The sequence below is a fragment of the Butyribacter sp. genome (assembly GCF_056818865.1).
In genome coordinates this window covers 74,524-89,508 of the sequence record NZ_DBLYGC010000013.1, presented here as the reverse complement: position 1 = coordinate 89,508, position 14,985 = coordinate 74,524, and the positions used below count along the sequence as shown (strand labels likewise).

At 34.4% G+C, this 14,985-nt stretch carries 22 protein-coding genes; 14 read left to right on the top strand and 8 right to left on the bottom strand.

The features are described from left to right. Positions 1-358: 358 nt before the first annotated feature. Complete coding sequence (locus ACZLXV_RS07840) at positions 359-871, bottom strand: shikimate kinase (protein WP_482383038.1); 513 nt, start codon at positions 869-871, stop codon at positions 359-361. 483 nt (positions 872-1,354) lie between these two features. Between ACZLXV_RS07840 and ACZLXV_RS07835 the strand changes: the two genes are divergently transcribed. Next, a complete protein-coding gene (locus tag ACZLXV_RS07835; RefSeq protein ID WP_022224522.1) occupies positions 1,355-2,272 on the top strand; it encodes a chemotaxis protein in 918 nt (305 codons plus the stop codon). Between the two features lie 80 nt (positions 2,273-2,352). On the opposite strand, the gene ACZLXV_RS07830 is transcribed toward ACZLXV_RS07835, so the two are convergent. After that, the gene (locus ACZLXV_RS07830) at positions 2,353-3,243 is read right to left on the bottom strand and encodes a S8 family peptidase (RefSeq protein ID WP_022224523.1); all 891 of its coding nucleotides are present in this window, start codon (positions 3,241-3,243) and stop codon (positions 2,353-2,355) included. 199 nt (positions 3,244-3,442) lie between these two features. Here ACZLXV_RS07830 and efp point away from each other — a divergent pair, with 199 nt between their 5' ends. Continuing rightward, positions 3,443-3,997 (top strand): elongation factor P, encoded by a 555-nt coding sequence (efp, locus tag ACZLXV_RS07825; RefSeq protein WP_022224524.1) that lies wholly within the window; start codon positions 3,443-3,445, stop codon positions 3,995-3,997. A 1,087-nt stretch (positions 3,998-5,084) separates the two neighbouring features. Here efp and ACZLXV_RS07820 read toward each other — a convergent pair. From ACZLXV_RS07820 to ACZLXV_RS07800, 5 genes are all read right to left on the bottom strand, one after another. Continuing rightward, entirely contained in the window at positions 5,085-6,134 is a 1,050-nt protein-coding gene (locus ACZLXV_RS07820; protein WP_022224525.1) for a tyrosine-type recombinase/integrase, read from the bottom strand. Between the two features lie 163 nt (positions 6,135-6,297). Continuing rightward, on the bottom strand, positions 6,298-7,287 hold the full coding sequence (locus ACZLXV_RS07815) for a nuclease/transposase family protein (protein WP_482383037.1): 990 nt from the start codon (positions 7,285-7,287) through the stop codon (positions 6,298-6,300). Between the two features lie 37 nt (positions 7,288-7,324). Continuing rightward, positions 7,325-7,714: a zinc ribbon domain-containing protein gene (locus tag ACZLXV_RS07810; RefSeq protein ID WP_482383036.1), complete on the bottom strand. Its 390-nt coding sequence runs from the start codon at positions 7,712-7,714 to the stop codon at positions 7,325-7,327. A 286-nt stretch (positions 7,715-8,000) separates the two neighbouring features. Then, positions 8,001-8,897: a helix-turn-helix domain-containing protein gene (locus ACZLXV_RS07805; protein ID WP_482383035.1), complete on the bottom strand. Its 897-nt coding sequence runs from the start codon at positions 8,895-8,897 to the stop codon at positions 8,001-8,003. 34 nt (positions 8,898-8,931) lie between these two features. Further along, a complete protein-coding gene (locus ACZLXV_RS07800) occupies positions 8,932-9,327 on the bottom strand; it encodes a helix-turn-helix transcriptional regulator (RefSeq protein WP_482383034.1) in 396 nt (131 codons plus the stop codon). A gap of 137 nt (positions 9,328-9,464) precedes the next feature. Here ACZLXV_RS07800 and ACZLXV_RS07795 point away from each other — a divergent pair, with 137 nt between their 5' ends. The 6 genes from ACZLXV_RS07795 (at position 9,465) to ACZLXV_RS07770 (ending at position 11,017) form a co-directional block, all read left to right on the top strand. Then, the gene (locus tag ACZLXV_RS07795; RefSeq protein WP_482383033.1) at positions 9,465-9,674 is read left to right on the top strand and encodes a helix-turn-helix transcriptional regulator; all 210 of its coding nucleotides are present in this window, start codon (positions 9,465-9,467) and stop codon (positions 9,672-9,674) included. Between the two features lie 88 nt (positions 9,675-9,762). Continuing rightward, complete coding sequence (locus ACZLXV_RS07790) at positions 9,763-9,987, top strand: hypothetical protein (RefSeq protein WP_482383032.1); 225 nt, start codon at positions 9,763-9,765, stop codon at positions 9,985-9,987. Next, positions 9,929-10,177: a hypothetical protein gene (locus ACZLXV_RS07785; RefSeq protein ID WP_482383031.1), complete on the top strand. Its 249-nt coding sequence runs from the start codon at positions 9,929-9,931 to the stop codon at positions 10,175-10,177. The genes ACZLXV_RS07790 and ACZLXV_RS07785 overlap by 59 nt, the downstream gene beginning before the upstream one ends. Before the next feature lie 87 nt (positions 10,178-10,264). Beyond that, positions 10,265-10,648 carry a hypothetical protein gene (locus tag ACZLXV_RS07780; RefSeq protein WP_482383030.1) on the top strand — a complete coding sequence of 128 codons (384 nt, stop codon included), beginning with the start codon at positions 10,265-10,267 and terminating at the stop codon, positions 10,646-10,648. 11 nt (positions 10,649-10,659) lie between these two features. Continuing rightward, a complete protein-coding gene (locus ACZLXV_RS07775) occupies positions 10,660-10,869 on the top strand; it encodes a hypothetical protein (RefSeq protein WP_022224538.1) in 210 nt (69 codons plus the stop codon). Continuing rightward, positions 10,862-11,017 carry a hypothetical protein gene (locus ACZLXV_RS07770; protein WP_482383029.1) on the top strand — a complete coding sequence of 52 codons (156 nt, stop codon included), beginning with the start codon at positions 10,862-10,864 and terminating at the stop codon, positions 11,015-11,017. The genes ACZLXV_RS07775 and ACZLXV_RS07770 overlap by 8 nt, the downstream gene beginning before the upstream one ends. A 51-nt stretch (positions 11,018-11,068) precedes the next feature. Here ACZLXV_RS07770 and ACZLXV_RS07765 read toward each other — a convergent pair whose 3' ends face one another. Then, positions 11,069-11,302 (bottom strand): hypothetical protein, encoded by a 234-nt coding sequence (locus ACZLXV_RS07765; protein ID WP_022224540.1) that lies wholly within the window; start codon positions 11,300-11,302, stop codon positions 11,069-11,071. 92 nt (positions 11,303-11,394) lie between these two features. Here ACZLXV_RS07765 and ACZLXV_RS07760 point away from each other — a divergent pair, with 92 nt between their 5' ends. From ACZLXV_RS07760 to ACZLXV_RS07735, 6 genes are all read left to right on the top strand, one after another. Next, on the top strand, positions 11,395-11,817 hold the full coding sequence (locus ACZLXV_RS07760; protein WP_022224541.1) for a hypothetical protein: 423 nt from the start codon (positions 11,395-11,397) through the stop codon (positions 11,815-11,817). A gap of 15 nt (positions 11,818-11,832) precedes the next feature. Next, complete coding sequence (locus tag ACZLXV_RS07755; protein ID WP_482383028.1) at positions 11,833-12,549, top strand: hypothetical protein; 717 nt, start codon at positions 11,833-11,835, stop codon at positions 12,547-12,549. A gap of 191 nt (positions 12,550-12,740) precedes the next feature. Continuing rightward, positions 12,741-13,220 carry a hypothetical protein gene (locus ACZLXV_RS07750; RefSeq protein WP_482383027.1) on the top strand — a complete coding sequence of 160 codons (480 nt, stop codon included), beginning with the start codon at positions 12,741-12,743 and terminating at the stop codon, positions 13,218-13,220. Positions 13,221-13,455: 235 nt separating this feature from the next. Then, positions 13,456-14,265 carry a DUF4373 domain-containing protein gene (locus ACZLXV_RS07745; RefSeq protein WP_482383026.1) on the top strand — a complete coding sequence of 270 codons (810 nt, stop codon included), beginning with the start codon at positions 13,456-13,458 and terminating at the stop codon, positions 14,263-14,265. Positions 14,266-14,310: 45 nt separating this feature from the next. Beyond that, positions 14,311-14,559: a hypothetical protein gene (locus ACZLXV_RS07740; protein ID WP_482383025.1), complete on the top strand. Its 249-nt coding sequence runs from the start codon at positions 14,311-14,313 to the stop codon at positions 14,557-14,559. Positions 14,560-14,668: 109 nt separating this feature from the next. Continuing rightward, on the top strand, positions 14,669-14,977 hold the full coding sequence (locus ACZLXV_RS07735; RefSeq protein WP_482383024.1) for a hypothetical protein: 309 nt from the start codon (positions 14,669-14,671) through the stop codon (positions 14,975-14,977). Positions 14,978-14,985 lie beyond the last annotated feature (8 nt).

Below are 14,985 nucleotides of genomic sequence, written 5' to 3'. Positions count from 1 at the left end.
ATGAGTATGCGAAGCATACGAATGATATACAACTCATATGGCTTTGAGCGAAGCGAAAAGTCATTTATCCGAGTATAGAACGAAAAATTCTCTTGCAATCAGAGGAAGTCAAATATTCAATATACAGTTTTGAATGTATCAGTGATTAGAATTAGAAACCGAAAGGTTTCTTTTTTGTTTATTTTTGTGTTATATAATATAAAAAATTTTATTAATTAAATTTATATATTATTTGTATTGTAGATAGATTCAAAAACACCCCGGTTAAATAAATTTGTACCCCAATTAAATGAGGTATAAATTTATTTAACCGGGGTATCATAGGCTTGTGTATTTATTTAAGTGATTATTATATAGTTTATTTCTTGAACATTACATTCTTGATGTCTTCAATAATTTTACCAATTTTTTTATTTGAGCATTCAATTGTTATATCAGCATATTTTTCATATAAAATTATACGTTCTTCATACAAAGATTTTAGTGTTTGTCCTTCTTTTATAGAAACTCCACGTTTATTTAAATCACCTAATCGTTCTTCAATCTCTTCATATGGAAGTTTAAGATAAATTACAGTTCCAATTGATTTTAAGTGACTCATGGCTTCTTTTCCATAGATGGCACTTCCGCCTGTTGCAATAATACTTTTGTGAGTGTCTATTTTTGCATTAACTTCATTTTCTATGGAATTAAATCCATCAAGTCCGTACTTTTCAATCAATTCATGTAGTAACATTTTCTTTTCATTTTGGATAACTATATCGGAGTCTATAAATGTATATCCGATAACTTTCGCAAGGACAATGCCAATAGTGCTTTTTCCGGCACCGGGCATACCGATTAGAATTATATTATCTTTATTAAAAGTCATATTGTTAATAAATCTCCTTTTCTTTCAGCACAATATAATTTGTGAAGAAAATAGTTTTATGCAATCCGTGGCATCAGTTGGTGTCAAAATATCTTTTGCCTCCAACATCATACTATTTTAATATGAAAGAATAAATATGTCAAAAAATAAAGTTATGATATAATTCTTCATAATTGTATCAATTCGCGGAAACTTAGCCGGTATATATGGGGATTGTATAAAACGCCTAACTAAGCAAGTTTCCTGTTTGCATAAACAAGTGGATTTAAACCTGCTGGAATGGTGAAAAATACATGGGAGTTTGACAGTTGAATATTAGAAGCAGGAAATGAATTTAATGGTGGATTTGACATAGAAATATGCCGATTGTGAGAGTTTACAAATGGCTTTGTATAATGTAATATATAGTATATACGGTTATTATGTTTTGCATATGTGCAAATGTTGATACATTATGAAGAAAAGCTGAGGAGGTCGGCAGAGATGGATACAAATATATTATTGGAAAGTGGAACAAATGAGCTTGAGATTCTTGAATTTACGGTAAGCGGAAATTATTATGGAATCAATGTAGCAAAAGTAAAAGAGATAATGACATATCAGCCTCTTACTCCTGTACCTAAGGCACATCCAAATGTAGAAGGTGCATTTAGTACAAGAGGAGAAACGATTTCAATCATTAATCTTGCGAGATGTCTGGGGATGGAAGAAAGTACAGACCCATCAAAAGATATGTTCCTTGTCACAAATTTTAATGATCTTTTATCTGGATTTCATGTAAATGGAGTTGTTGGTATACATAGGGTGAACTGGTCACAAATTATTAAGCCTGACAGTATGATAAACAATGCTAAGACTGGAGTGACAACGGGAATTATAAATATTGACGGTAAGCTTGTCATACTTATTGATTTTGAAAAAATAGTTGCGGATATTACACCTGATGTCGGAATAAACTTAAAAGAGATTGAAGGATTGGGAACAAGAGGAAAGAGTGACAAGCCTATAATCTATGCAGAAGATTCGCAGCTTTTGAGTACATTGATTTATGATGGTCTTACAAAGGCTGGATATACACGTTTAATGCCGACAAACAATGGTCTAGAATTATGGGAAATTCTTCAGAAGTATAAGGAGGAAGGAACAGTAGCTCAGAATGTGGCATGTGTTGTTACAGATATAGAGATGCCGCAGATGGATGGACACCGACTTCTTAAACTTATCAAAAATGATCCTGATTTAAAAGACATTCCTGTCATAATCTTCTCATCACTTATAAATGACGAGATGAGGAAAAAAGGAGAATTGCTTGGTGCAGATGCACAGTTATCTAAAAATGATATTGGTGAGTTTGTCAGAAAACTTGATGAAATTTTGCAGGGTAAAGATTCAGAAGAATAAATAAAAATTATTGAAAATAAGCAAGCTGTTTGTAGCAAATATGAATAGCTTGCTTATTTTATAAATTATAGTATCGGGTACTAACTTAAAAATGTATCACAACGAATAAGCCCCCAGCCCTGTTTTTCATGTGGCATATGAAGGTCTATGGCAGTTCTTTTTAGTTGGAGTTTTACATCTTTATTAGTGAAATAAGGATATTTTTGCAACAGTAAAGCTATACAGCCGCTGACAATTGGCGTTGACATTGAAGTTCCGCTTCTTGGTATATAAAATGAGCGGTTTATAATATTATTGCAGCTTATAATGTTTAGTCCCGGAGCTACAATATCAGGTTTTTTTATACAATTCATGGTAGGACCACGGCCTGAAAAATCATGTGTGAACTTACCCTTTACAGAATCGGAAGTACCGACTGTGATTATTTTTCGGCTGTTTCCGGGAGCACCGATAGTATAGTCGGAAGGACCATTATTGCCGGCGGCAGTCACTACCACAAGACCGGCTTCCCATAAAGAATTGATAGAACGCACAAGGAGTGAAGATTCATCGAATTTTTTAAGAGATACACTTCCAACTGAAATATTTACGATTCTTATATTATATTTGTCTTTATTTTTCAGAAGCCATTCAATACCGGAGATTACATTTTTAATATTACCTTCACCATTTTTATTAAGTATTTTTATTATATGGATTTTACAATCAGGAGCAATGCCCTCATATAATTTATTACTTGCAGTTCCGTTACCGCAGATTATTCCGGCGACATGTGTACCATGTCCGTTATCGTCATAAAAATTATTGTGATGTGCGAGTGTATCATAAAAAGACATCAATGGACCGTTTTTATATATTATATCAGGGTGCATACCGACACCGGTATCCATAATCGCAATACCTATTCCCTTGCCGGTAAGTCCCTGTTTTCTTGCGTGATCAAGTTTTATAACAGAAGCAACGCGGTTCATTAGAAAATTACCTACAAAAAAGTTATTATATTAAAAAATATGCCGAAAAACAAATTGGGTTACTCTTATGAAAATAATTCGTTAAAAATAAATACTTGAAATAAGTTGAAAAATAGGATAAAATAGTAAAAGAGTTTTGCCGCAATTTATTCGGTAGACAATGGGACGCAAAAGTCACACATTAAGGAGGATTTTGATAATGGTATCAGCAGGAGATTTTAGAAATGGTTTAACTATTGAGTTTGAAGGCAATGTATATCAGGTTATAGAATTTCAGCATGTAAAACCCGGAAAGGGTGCAGCGTTCGTAAGAACTAAGCTTAAAAACATCAAGAGTGGTGGTGTGGTTGAGAAAACATTCCGTCCAACTGAGAAATGTCCTCAGGCTCATATTGAGCGTCAGGAAATGCAGTATTTATATGCAGACGATATGTATCATTTCATGAATACAGAAACATATGATCAGATTGATATGACAGCTGATCAGGTAGGTGATTCACTTAAGTTTGTCAAAGAGAACGAAATGGTTAAGATGCTTTCTCACAATGGTGATGTATTTGCAATTGAGCCACCTCTTTTTGTAGAATTAGAGATTACAGAGACAGAGCCTGGATTCAAGGGAGATACAGCACAGGGCGCATCTAAGCCGGCTATAGTAGAGACAGGAGCACAGGTAAGTGTACCACTCTTTGTAGAGACAGGAGATCGTATCAGCATTGATACACGTACAGGAGAATACCTTAAGAGAGTATAATCTAAACAAATTTAAAAAAGGGCGTAATTCTATGAAAACCGTGTGTTTTCAGGGATTGCGCCCTTTGTGCAAGTTGCTGTAAAGATGTGTTAAAAAGGGTCTAAAGGTAACACGTAAGTAACGCGTAGGTAACAAATAGGCAAAAAGGCAACATCAGAATAGTATTAGAAACACAAAATGGCTGGATGGCAACAAATAAGTCGGTAATCAGCCTGATGGCGATATTCCTGCCATTTTGAAAAATTGGAAATAGAAAACCCCCAATGTTGCAGCATTGGGGGTTTTCGTTTTGAAGTGAAAAGCATGAACTTTTCATATCCGTTTTTGTCTGTCGACATTATAGCATATGTAAAAAATATTTGCAATATGCGTCATTATAAAAAATTATGAGTTAATATGAAACAATATGCGTTTTGTGGAGTAGTTTGCATCCTTTAGAAAAAATCCCCCGAAAGTGTGTAAGACTTTTGGGGGATTTATGTATTGTATAACCTGGATATATAACTTTTGTTGATTGATATTATACATATGCAAGTAGCTAAATTTATGATGTGTTGTTGTTTTGAAAATTTGTAGAAAATTGTTAATGTATATGATAGAATAGATTTGTTATCGCTCCCAGACTGGTAAGGAAGGGAGGTGGGCATTGTGAATTACATATTTTCTTTTATAGTCGCTGTTGCGGCTGGTGTAGCTTGTCACTATATCATCAAATGGTTAGACGGCGATAAATAATCGGTAACTAGCCTGTGGGTTTAAGCCTTCCCACAACGAAAAATAGGAATAAAAACCCCGAAAGTCTCGCACACTTTCGGGGTTTTGTTTCATTGTGATTACATAATTTCTTTTTGTCTATCGACATTATAGCATATGTAAAAAATATTTGCAATATGCGTCATTATAAAAAATTATGAGTTAATATGAAACAATATGCGTTTTGTGGAGTAGTTTGCATCCTTTAGAATAAAAACCCCGAAAGTCTCGCACACTTTCGGGGTTTTGTTTGTGTTTTATTTAAATGTATAACTTCATTTATCTGTTGCAATTATAGCATATGTAAAAAACATTTACAATGTGATGTGGATAGTTAGTAGTGGAGTTTGTTTATTTCTGACCGTAGAGTGGCAAATGGAACGTGAGTGTAAACTTTTTCAGTAACAGAATCAAGTTCATGCCCGACAATCTTTTTTATGTAGACGGAGTCAAGGTTTAATTCTTTTGCCTGTGATATGAAAGTATGTCTTGTATCATGTAAATGGTGTTCTGTCTTTATGAGTTCATTTAGCTTTTTGTAATCACGGGCAACAAAATTGTTATATCGTACTATAGCTCCTGTATCATTAACTATAAGTGTTGGTTTATTCTTGTCGTAAAATTCTTTGATGAGCGGGAAAATGCTGTCATGAATTGGCACCATTCTAACTCCGGCTTTTGTTTTTGAATGTTTGATATTAAGGAAACGTTCTCTTAAATCACAACATTCATGTGGCATTTTGAGAAGTTCATTGACTCTCATTCCAGTATAGAGAAGAATAAGCAGTATTTTGGCTGAGAGTAAGTTGTCGGTGCGTACAAGTTCCCAGAGTTTGTTGATTTCTTCATGAGAGTATGGGATGCGGTTGATAACAGCTTCAGTATATTCGACTTTGACAAAGTGTGAATAGTTTCTATCAATTATATCGTTTTGCATGGCATATTCAAAGCAGCCATTCATGACACACTTTATATTAAGCTGAGTGGCTGAGGAACGCTTGCAGGTATCTATTATCTGCTGCAAAGCATCTGTTTTGATTTGTTTTATTGGAACATTTGCGAGTGGCAGCAGATGTTTCCAGGCTGCTTTGTAAGATGTAACGGTTTTGTCTGCGATTTTTTCATATTTGCGGTCAGACCATTTATTATAACAATCTTCAAGTGTTATTGTATCGTTTGTGAGGTCATAAGGATTTGTGTTGAAAGCTGCCAATGCTTCAAGTGCATCTTTCTTAGTGGCAAAATAACCTATAATCTGTTTTTTCTGTTTGATTTTTCCGGTTTTAAAGTTAGTTTCCCAGCAAATTGTTTTTTCTACAATCCAGGGACGTCTTCTTTTTCCTGATAATTTTTTTACGGATCCGTAGCCGTTTGGTAATCTCATAATATCATTCCTCCTAAATTAAAAAAATGTGCATTGAATAAACGCACTGAGAATGATATAATATGCTTGTTTATGGTAGCGTATTGATATTATTTTCAGTGCGTATTGTCAGCAGTTTGAACGCCAATTCAGACTGCTGGCTTTTTTTGTTTTGTATGAAAGCTTAATTATTGTTGTTTTTTGCAATGATGTCTTTGACTTCATCAACATTGTATTGGGTTGCTAAAGCTATTTGCTCTATAGTAAAGTTGTTGTTGTACATATTTAAGATTATATTCATTTTTGCGATTGTTTCGCCCTTAGCAATCCCCTTTTCAATCCCTTTTTCAATAGCTCTGTCCTCAATTCCCTGACCTAAATTGCACATACTGCTCACTCCTTCCTGAATGTCATTGTCAACAGGTATATTATACTCTTTGTCTATTATTTCAATCTTTTCAGTAACACTTAATTTATCTGAAAATAGTGCTGATAACAAACGATGCAGTTCGTAAGTTTCATCGTGTTCAGGCAGTGTGTCTGACAATCCTATCATCACTATGTTAGGTATGTTAATATCACCACGCCAGTCATAGAAGCCTATCAAATCATTTTTGGTAAGATTTATATGGCACATTGTATTTTCTTCCATTCCCATACATACCCAGATTGAATAGACTTGTTTAATATCATCATAGTTTGTGTTTACAAAATCTCTTTGTTTCTGAGAGGATATAAGACGGCTGATATAAAATATTGCTCTGTTTAATATTTTATACTTTGTTGGCTCGTCTTTTTGAGCCTCGACATTTATTATTATCTGTGACAACGCATTTTGCGTGTCGGTTTCTGATGGTATGCGTACATAGAAAATAATATCGAAGCGTATCATACCCTCGTTTATTTCAGCGTTTTCAGTATTTAACCCAACTATTTTCGTGCCGTCTTTTTGAGACTGGTTTGTACTGCCGGGTTCGACAGGGACAGTTGAAATATAAGGCTCGCCCTCTATATACTGAACAACATCATTTGCGTTCATACCTTTAAATGCGTCTACTGTTTTTATCAATATGTGTGCAAGAATATGCTTTTGTGCAAGTAGCTGTTTGGCACATTCATCGTATTTTGCCTTATCACTTATTGAAGTAACAGCGTTTTTTAATTCTTTGTCCAAAGTGTACCTCGTTTCTTTTTGTTATTTAAATTATCCTTTAATCGTCAAGATTATAATCATCTAAACTGTTTTCAAGACCTGTATTAAAGCTGTTAAAGGCTTTATTTATTTTTGATATATAGTTGTATGCTACAATACCTGATACGATAGAAATCACTAATGATATAATTGTAACAATAAACATGAAAGTTACCTTTTTGTGCATTGCTGTTACTTCATTATATATTTTTCTATCAAGGTTTTCTGAGTGTTTGGTTTCTGTGGCATTTTTAATAGCGTTATCTTTTTCAAATGTTGATGCTGAATCCCATTCTTCAGCAGTCATGTGTAAATATGTTCCAGGCATACCGCAGGTTGTACAATTTGCCTGTGTTCCCTCTTTGGAAAATGGTTTGCCACAATTTGGGCAATAATGCATATAGTTCATAATAGTGTTCTCCTTTTTGTAGTATTTGGTTTAATATTTAATGTTCATTAACAGTTTCCATTTCATTAACACTAATTTCATTGCAAAAGTCTTGATTTTGAATATGTCGAATCTCATGTAAGTAAGCCTCAAGTCTTCTTTCGTAAGAAAGTCTTGCATTTAGAAAAATGCTAAAGCTACCATCATCATTTAATGTTACGGTAGCCGGAATGGAATTACCGAAGTCTAAAATTTGTACATTTATATTATAGTCATCGTTCAGATGCATCACCTCCAAAATTGTATATCATTCTCTATTTTCTTTCCTCTTTAAAGCCATAAGCACCCCATGTAAAGCCTGTAAATCCTCTGGCTCTGCATCCTGTGCAGCATTAAATAAAACATAAAGTTCTTTGTTATCATATATTTGTTGTGCAATCTTACTTATTTCAGGGTTAAGGTAGTAAGGTTGGTTTTGTTCACTACTTTCATTTTCGTTCAAACCCATTAGATAAGGAATTGTAGTGTTTAATGATTTAGCAAATTTTACAACATCTTCTGTGGTTATTTTTATATCTCCGCTTTCTATTTTGGAAATAGTTGTTCTTGATGTATATCCTACTTTTTGAGCAAGTTCATTTTGTGACATTCCACAATGAGTTCGTAATGCTTTTATTCGTGTTCCTATATCCAATATCATCCATTCATTTTCTTTTTGATTAAAATAGTTGGATTGTTTTTGCTTGTTTAAATGTTCATCTATTAAATCTGATTTACAGATACCGAAATAATTTGCCATCAAGTCGATTTTATCAATACGTGGATAAGTATTACCTTTTATCCAATCTGTAAATGTTGTGTATTTTATACCCAGAGCATGGCACATTTCATTTCTAGATTTATGATTTTTATTCATATAATACTGTATATTCTGGGACATGATTTTTTTATATTTATCTTCCGATATTTCGCTTAAGTCTGTGGCATTATTCTTTTCAGTGTGTTCCTCTAATCCCATAAGGTATTCGGGAGTGGTTTTTAATGCTTCTGCAAAAGCCTCAATTTTTGAATAGGAAATATCACTTTTGCCTAATTCTATTTTATTTATTGAAGAACGGGATTTATAACACAGTGCCTGCGCCAATTCATCTTGTGTCATATTAAGTTCTTCTCGTCTTTGTCGTATTTTAATATGTAATTCCATATAATTTTAACCTATATATTGTGAAGTTTTGTTGTTATTCTCCCTTTTCTTTCCTCTTTAAAGCCATAAGCATACTATGTACGGTTTGTAAATCTTCTGGTTCGGCATCTCTGGCAGCATCAAAAAGAAGAGAAAGTTCTTTGTTATCATATATTTCTTGTGCAATCTTACTTGTTTCGGGGTTAAGGTAGTAAGATTGGTTTTGTTCATTACTTTTATTTTCTATTAAATCAGACTTTAAAATTCCAAAGTAATCTGCAAGCATCTGAACTTTTCCCATTCTTGGTAAGGCAATTCCTTTACACCATGTATTAAAAGTTTGTGGAGATACATCTATTGCAGCAGCCACTTCTTTTTGAGTTTTATTATGTTCATTAAGTAATTTATTTAAATTTTTTGAAAATATTTTTTTCTGTTCGTTATCTGTCATAAAATCACCACTCTTTCTAAGTACATAATACAATATAACTTGAATTATAGCAACTAAAAGTCAAATAAATTTTGATTTTGGTATTAACATCAAATTAAATTTGATTTATTATAATGAAAACAAGGAGGTGAAGTTTGGTGAGCAGTTTTCAAATTAGTCTTACAGCTGCAAGAGTAAATGCAGAAATGACACAAAAGGATGTGGCAAAAGCCCTAAAAGTAAGCAAGCAGACAATAGTTAATTGGGAAAAGGGAAAGACTGAACCCAAAATGCAACAGAGTAGAGCGTTGAGTAATCTTTACAAGATACCATTAGATTATATTTTTTTACCTAGTAAATCAAATTAAATTTGATTGAATGGGATAATTAGTAAATAAAAAAATCAAAATACTAAGTCTTTTGTGGAGATATATAAAAGCGAGGTGAGATAAACAGATGGGTAATGTACTTTATTTGTGCAATGGACAGAAAAAGGGTTGCAAGAAAAGAACTTGCTATATGAATGGAGATAAGAGCGACCACACTTGCTTTTGGACAAGGGATGTGAGATATGCAAAGAACTTTGAAAAGGATAAAGATGTTGTTGCAGAGGATGTATATTATGAAAAAGAGACCGCTGGAACTGCAGAAAGAGGTGAGAGCAATGGTAGAAATAACTAAGCCTTTAGATTATACATCTTCAAACAATGGAAAAATAATACTTAAAAACAGCACAGTTGATAAGGTTGTCAAGGAAGTGTTTAACACAATAAAAACTGAGCTTCCAGAGGAAGCACAAACGGTAGAAGTTTTGGAATATATTGTTTCAAAATTGAAAGACAGGATAAAGGAGTGTCCGTTGAAATTGTAGAAGCGAGGTGAAAGTATAGAAGATGTTTTTTCACATAAAAATGTTGAAACTACAAACAGATATATCGGCGTGAGCGAGGTGAGAGTGATGGATAGAGTAAAAAAACATAATCGTTTAGACAAGATGATTGCAAGGACAAAAGAACTACAGAAGGAAATCGACCATAGACAAGAGGTCGAGGAAAAAGTTTTCAGACTTTTTTCTGAGGGAAAGTTTGAAGAAGGTGATGCTCTTCTTGATACATTGGATGATAAACAGGTGATGGAGCTTGCTGAGGGTGTTGTGGCAACAGAGAAAAAGAGTGCAGATTGTGAAAGTAAGAAAGCCATTGATTTGTACTTAAAGGTGAATTGTGCTTATGACATACCCAAGAACAATCTTGAGAAACTTAATGATGTTATTTGCGGGATTGTGGATTTGCAGGAAAAAGGAACTAAATTGAATGTCCGTATTTTAGCGAATATGAAGTGAGGTGGTTTGATATGGTTGCAGAAAAGCAGAGGATAACAGTGAGTGAGGCGGCTAAGATACTTGGTGTGTCACCACAGTTTATAAGAATTGCAATGCAGCAGAAAGCTCTTGATATTGGTACTTGTGTAAAAATGTCAAGCGTATGGACATATCATATTTGTCCGGAGAAATTGAAAAATTATATCGGTGTGTATGGAAAGGAGAATGAGGACAGTGAGTAGAAGAAAGAAAATGGTTAAGGTTGAGGCAGAGCATCTTAATGAATTGCTTTGCAAGGAATATCTTGTTGAGGCTGTGGCGAAGGTCATTGTTGATGAAGATAGTAATGATGTGAAAGTTGCTCAGATAGCAGCTATTTTACAGTTGTAAAAAAGGCACAGGATAAAAGTCCTGTGCCAAAGGTTAAAATGTAAAGTCGGTTTAGTGGCAGACTTTACACTTGCTAAGGTGAAGAGATTTCGCTTTTTTAAGTGTAATCTTCTTAACATTTTTACTGCGTTTTAAGGTTCGGCAGTAGCGATTTGGATGGTATGCATAGCTTGAACCTGGAACATAGTAAACGTAAGTTTTTGCCTGTACCGGTACCTCTGTGTACGAGATAGAACCAACTACAAGGCAAAGGCTTAAAATTAAAGAATAAAGTTTCTTTTTCATCTGCTCATCTCCCTTCTTTTTGGGTTGCAATAGCAACTCTTACTAAAAGTATAGTAAATGCGTGGGTGAAAATCAAGAGAAAGGATGATTTTATGGATATAAGTTTACATGATTTGGCTGGTGGAGCTTTACAGGAGAAAGTAAATCAGGCTTTTGAACAGGTTATGAAAAATATGCAGGATCCTAATACTCCATGGAAGAACAAGAGAAAGATAAATCTTACTCTTTCGTTTGAGCAGAATGAGGATAGGACAGATTGCACGTGTGATATTTCAGTAGATACAAAGTTAGCATCTGTAAAACCTGTTAGCACAAAATTCAGTACCCAAAAAGATTTGACAACGGGAAAAATCTATGCTGAGGAATATGGTCCGGGTATAAGAGGACAGATGTCATTTGAGGATATTGAGGAAAATGAGACTGAGATTGACGGTCAAATTGTAGATACGGAGACTGGAGAAATCAAAGAAGATAAGAGTGTAATTGATTTTAGAAACAATGTTAAACAGGCATAAAAGGAGGATATAAAGATGGAGAGAGAAGCATTAGCATATGCAGTTGAGCTGGCAGCACCACATATAAAGGAAGTTAATGGGGAGTTTTATTCAGATAAGACATTAAAGAGAGTAGTACATAATCCAAAGGCAGAGGCTATTAAACTTACAACGCTTCGCAGTCTTGTCGATTACATTAAATCTGGTACAGATATTATGTCGGACAAAATGATTATTCATGTGGAAAGTTCGACAGTGGTAAGTTTATATTCATGTCTTGACCTTGACAGAGGGCGTGAATATATAGCTTCTGTTTATGCAGAACTGCCATCGTTTTCTTTTGGAAAGTTTATTGAACATGAGAGGTTCCTTATTGGAGTTCAGTCAACATTTATATCAAATAATGACAAGGAGTTGCTTTTGAAATTTGCAGGAACAGTAGAAAATGGAACAATTGCCAGTTATGGTGATGACGGTGTGACACAGAAAGCAACAGTGAAAACAGGGGTTGCTTCAAAGTCCGATGCTGTTATTCCTAGTCCTGTTAAGTTAAAGCCATATCGTACATTCACAGAAGTTGAACAGCCTGAGAGCAGTTTTATATTTCGGATGAAAGAGGATAAATACGAGGGTATTCAGTGTGCTTTGTTTGAAGCAGATGGTGGAGCATGGAAATTACATGCTATGGAGAATATTCAGGAATATCTTGAAGAGCAGCTGGATAATCTTCCGGGCTTTACGATTATTTCATAAGGAGACAGATTTGCACAATGATAATAATTTTTATCGTTCCAGTGATCCATTTTTTGTAGTAACTTGCAATGATTGTGGCAGAAAAGTTTGGAGCACTAGAAGAATAAATGAAAAGTGCAGTAGGTGTGGTAGTGGTGCAGTAAAAACAGAGGCACCTTATCACACTATAGAAGAACATAAAGGGAGATGTAATGAGAAGAGATGACAAGCCTTTGAAAAGGCTAAATCGGTTTAAATACCGGGAGTTAAATTATTTCTGTTATCAGTACAATTCATGGAAGGCTCAAATTAGGGATATTGAAAGTGAATTAGGTATTTCAGGTATAAATTATGATGGAATGCCACATATGCATAATAATGAGTCTCCAGTCGAAAACGTAGCAATCAGACTTGCTTTACTCAGCAGTAAAGTTGATATGGTTGAAAAGGCTGCAAGGATTACTGATGCAGAGCTTGCAAGTGCAATATTAAGATATTGTACAACTCCGGGAATGAGTTTCCAGCAACTTTGTAGCAGAGAGGATGTGCATTGCAGTCAAGCTACTTTTTATAGAAAAAGAAGTGAGTTTTTTTGTAATCTGGACAAACTCAAGGAAGAAAGTTTTTATTCAGAACTGCCAAGAAAATACAGGGCAGTTGAGAAACATCACAGAGGTAAATGGACCTCATAATATTTTATTATTTTTGGATTTAGCTTGTATATTTTTTTCGATTATTCGGGGGAAATATATGGGTTAATATAATATATTTTTTGTTTTTTGGCGTGTATGCTTTTTACTGAAAATCAGGGGGAGTATATGTGCCGTTATAGGAAGGTGCCGGCTATTCGGACAGTGTCAGTTGGTCGGATGTCTTCCTTGCCTTTGTAAATTATACCTGTTTGATTAAATTTAGGAGGACGCGCCTATGAACCGAAAAGAAGGTATTGATTACTTTCCGGTAAAATGCGCGGCTGATAATGCAATTGAACTTGTAACAGCAGAATGCGGGTTAAAGGCGCACGCCGTCATATATGCATTGCTTCAGGAGATATACGGAGTACATGGTTATTATTGTGAATGGCAGCGAGAGAGGGCTTTGTTAATTTCGTCACGAATGTTTGGCGGGGGTGACAAAGCGGTCAATCGTATAAATGAAATAGTGAACTGCTGTGCAAGGCGGGGTGTCTTTTCATTGGAACAGCTTGAACAAAATGGAATTTTAACTTCAAAAGAAATTCAGGAAAATTTTCTTTTCGCAACAAGGAGAAGAAAAGCTGTAAAAATGAAGAGAGCATACCTCTTAGTTAAAGTCGCCCTTTTATCAGATAATGTAATCATTTTGGACGAAAATGTAGACATTTTGGGAGAAAATGCTGACATTTTAAAACATAGTAAAAGTAATAGTAAAAATACTAACACTCTATCTATAGTGCCAACGCTTCAGGAGGTAAAAGATTATGTTGCTCAAAACAATCTTAAAATCAATCCTGAAAAGTTTTTTGAATATTATGACCGAATCGATTGGAAAGACAAGTATGGCAGGAGAATCAACTGGAAGAGTGTAGCGGATTATTGGAATAAAACAGAGAGGGCAGACAAGAAGCCAACATATGCTGCAAGTTCCAATAATCATTATTCAGGGAAAAAGAAAAATCAGTTTAATTCATTTAATCAAAGAAATATAAGTTCATCAGATATGAATGAGCTTGAACAGCGTTTGTTGCAACGTGGCTGATTTGTCGGAATCCGACAAGTAAGAAATTTATTGAGGTGATTTCAAATGAAGAATATAAATTTTTTAATAAATATTTTAATGAATATCATGGAAGATGAGGGCTTGGAATTTGAAAGAATAAATATTGATGATGGTGGTGCAACAGAAGAAGCAGTGGTTCATTATCGCATTAACTGTCCTTATTTTGGCGGAGATGAAAGAGCCTTATGTCATGGATGTAAACTCAGTGCTGTCGGAAGAGATTTATGTGTTAAGTGTAAATTTCAATGGTTATTGGATGAAGTAGACAAATAATAATTTTGACAGCAAAAAAGTTTTAAATGCACTTTTACATATAGCTGTAGGAAAATTAACATCACAAATAAAGCTGGGAGTGTGGTGCAGCTCCCGGAAAGGAGTAGGAATGAAACAGACAAAGAAAAAAAGTAAATGTATAGGATGTGGAAAGCAATTTACTGTGAATGCGAGAAATCAGCATTATTGTTCCGTTGAATGTCGTGAGTATGAGCGTAAAAAAAGACATGCACAGATGTATAAAAAAAGAAAAACACAGAAAAAGGCAAAACGAATGGAGGAAAAGAAAAAAGAAAAGCATATGGGAGAGCTTGCAAGCTTTAATGACAAAGCAAAGAAACTTGGACTTTCGTATGGGCAGTATATGATTTTTTTACAGACGGAAAAGGATAGAGAGGAAAGAGCAAAGATAAGCTGAAACAAAGA

Excerpts from the sequence above, each read along its gene's own strand:
- ACZLXV_RS07840 (WP_482383038.1), bottom strand. The coding sequence starts at position 871 with ATGACTTTTAATAAAGATAATATAATTCTAATCGGTATGCCCGGTGCC.
- ACZLXV_RS07835 (WP_022224522.1), top strand. The coding sequence starts at position 1,355 with ATGGATACAAATATATTATTGGAAAGTGGAACAAATGAGCTTGAGATT.
- ACZLXV_RS07830 (WP_022224523.1), bottom strand. The coding sequence starts at position 3,243 with ATGAACCGCGTTGCTTCTGTTATAAAACTTGATCACGCAAGAAAACAG.
- efp (WP_022224524.1), top strand. The coding sequence starts at position 3,443 with ATGGTATCAGCAGGAGATTTTAGAAATGGTTTAACTATTGAGTTTGAA.
- ACZLXV_RS07820 (WP_022224525.1), bottom strand. The coding sequence starts at position 6,134 with ATGAGATTACCAAACGGCTACGGATCCGTAAAAAAATTATCAGGAAAA.
- ACZLXV_RS07810 (WP_482383036.1), bottom strand. The coding sequence starts at position 7,714 with ATGAACTATATGCATTATTGCCCAAATTGTGGCAAACCATTTTCCAAA.
- ACZLXV_RS07805 (WP_482383035.1), bottom strand. The coding sequence starts at position 8,897 with ATGGAATTACATATTAAAATACGACAAAGACGAGAAGAACTTAATATG.
- ACZLXV_RS07800 (WP_482383034.1), bottom strand. The coding sequence starts at position 9,327 with ATGACAGATAACGAACAGAAAAAAATATTTTCAAAAAATTTAAATAAA.
- ACZLXV_RS07790 (WP_482383032.1), top strand. The coding sequence starts at position 9,763 with ATGGGTAATGTACTTTATTTGTGCAATGGACAGAAAAAGGGTTGCAAG.
- ACZLXV_RS07785 (WP_482383031.1), top strand. The coding sequence starts at position 9,929 with ATGAAAAAGAGACCGCTGGAACTGCAGAAAGAGGTGAGAGCAATGGTA.
- ACZLXV_RS07780 (WP_482383030.1), top strand. The coding sequence starts at position 10,265 with ATGGATAGAGTAAAAAAACATAATCGTTTAGACAAGATGATTGCAAGG.
- ACZLXV_RS07775 (WP_022224538.1), top strand. The coding sequence starts at position 10,660 with ATGGTTGCAGAAAAGCAGAGGATAACAGTGAGTGAGGCGGCTAAGATA.
- ACZLXV_RS07765 (WP_022224540.1), bottom strand. The coding sequence starts at position 11,302 with ATGAAAAAGAAACTTTATTCTTTAATTTTAAGCCTTTGCCTTGTAGTT.
- ACZLXV_RS07760 (WP_022224541.1), top strand. The coding sequence starts at position 11,395 with ATGGATATAAGTTTACATGATTTGGCTGGTGGAGCTTTACAGGAGAAA.
- ACZLXV_RS07755 (WP_482383028.1), top strand. The coding sequence starts at position 11,833 with ATGGAGAGAGAAGCATTAGCATATGCAGTTGAGCTGGCAGCACCACAT.
- ACZLXV_RS07750 (WP_482383027.1), top strand. The coding sequence starts at position 12,741 with ATGAGAAGAGATGACAAGCCTTTGAAAAGGCTAAATCGGTTTAAATAC.
- ACZLXV_RS07745 (WP_482383026.1), top strand. The coding sequence starts at position 13,456 with ATGAACCGAAAAGAAGGTATTGATTACTTTCCGGTAAAATGCGCGGCT.
- ACZLXV_RS07740 (WP_482383025.1), top strand. The coding sequence starts at position 14,311 with ATGAAGAATATAAATTTTTTAATAAATATTTTAATGAATATCATGGAA.
- ACZLXV_RS07735 (WP_482383024.1), top strand. The coding sequence starts at position 14,669 with ATGAAACAGACAAAGAAAAAAAGTAAATGTATAGGATGTGGAAAGCAA.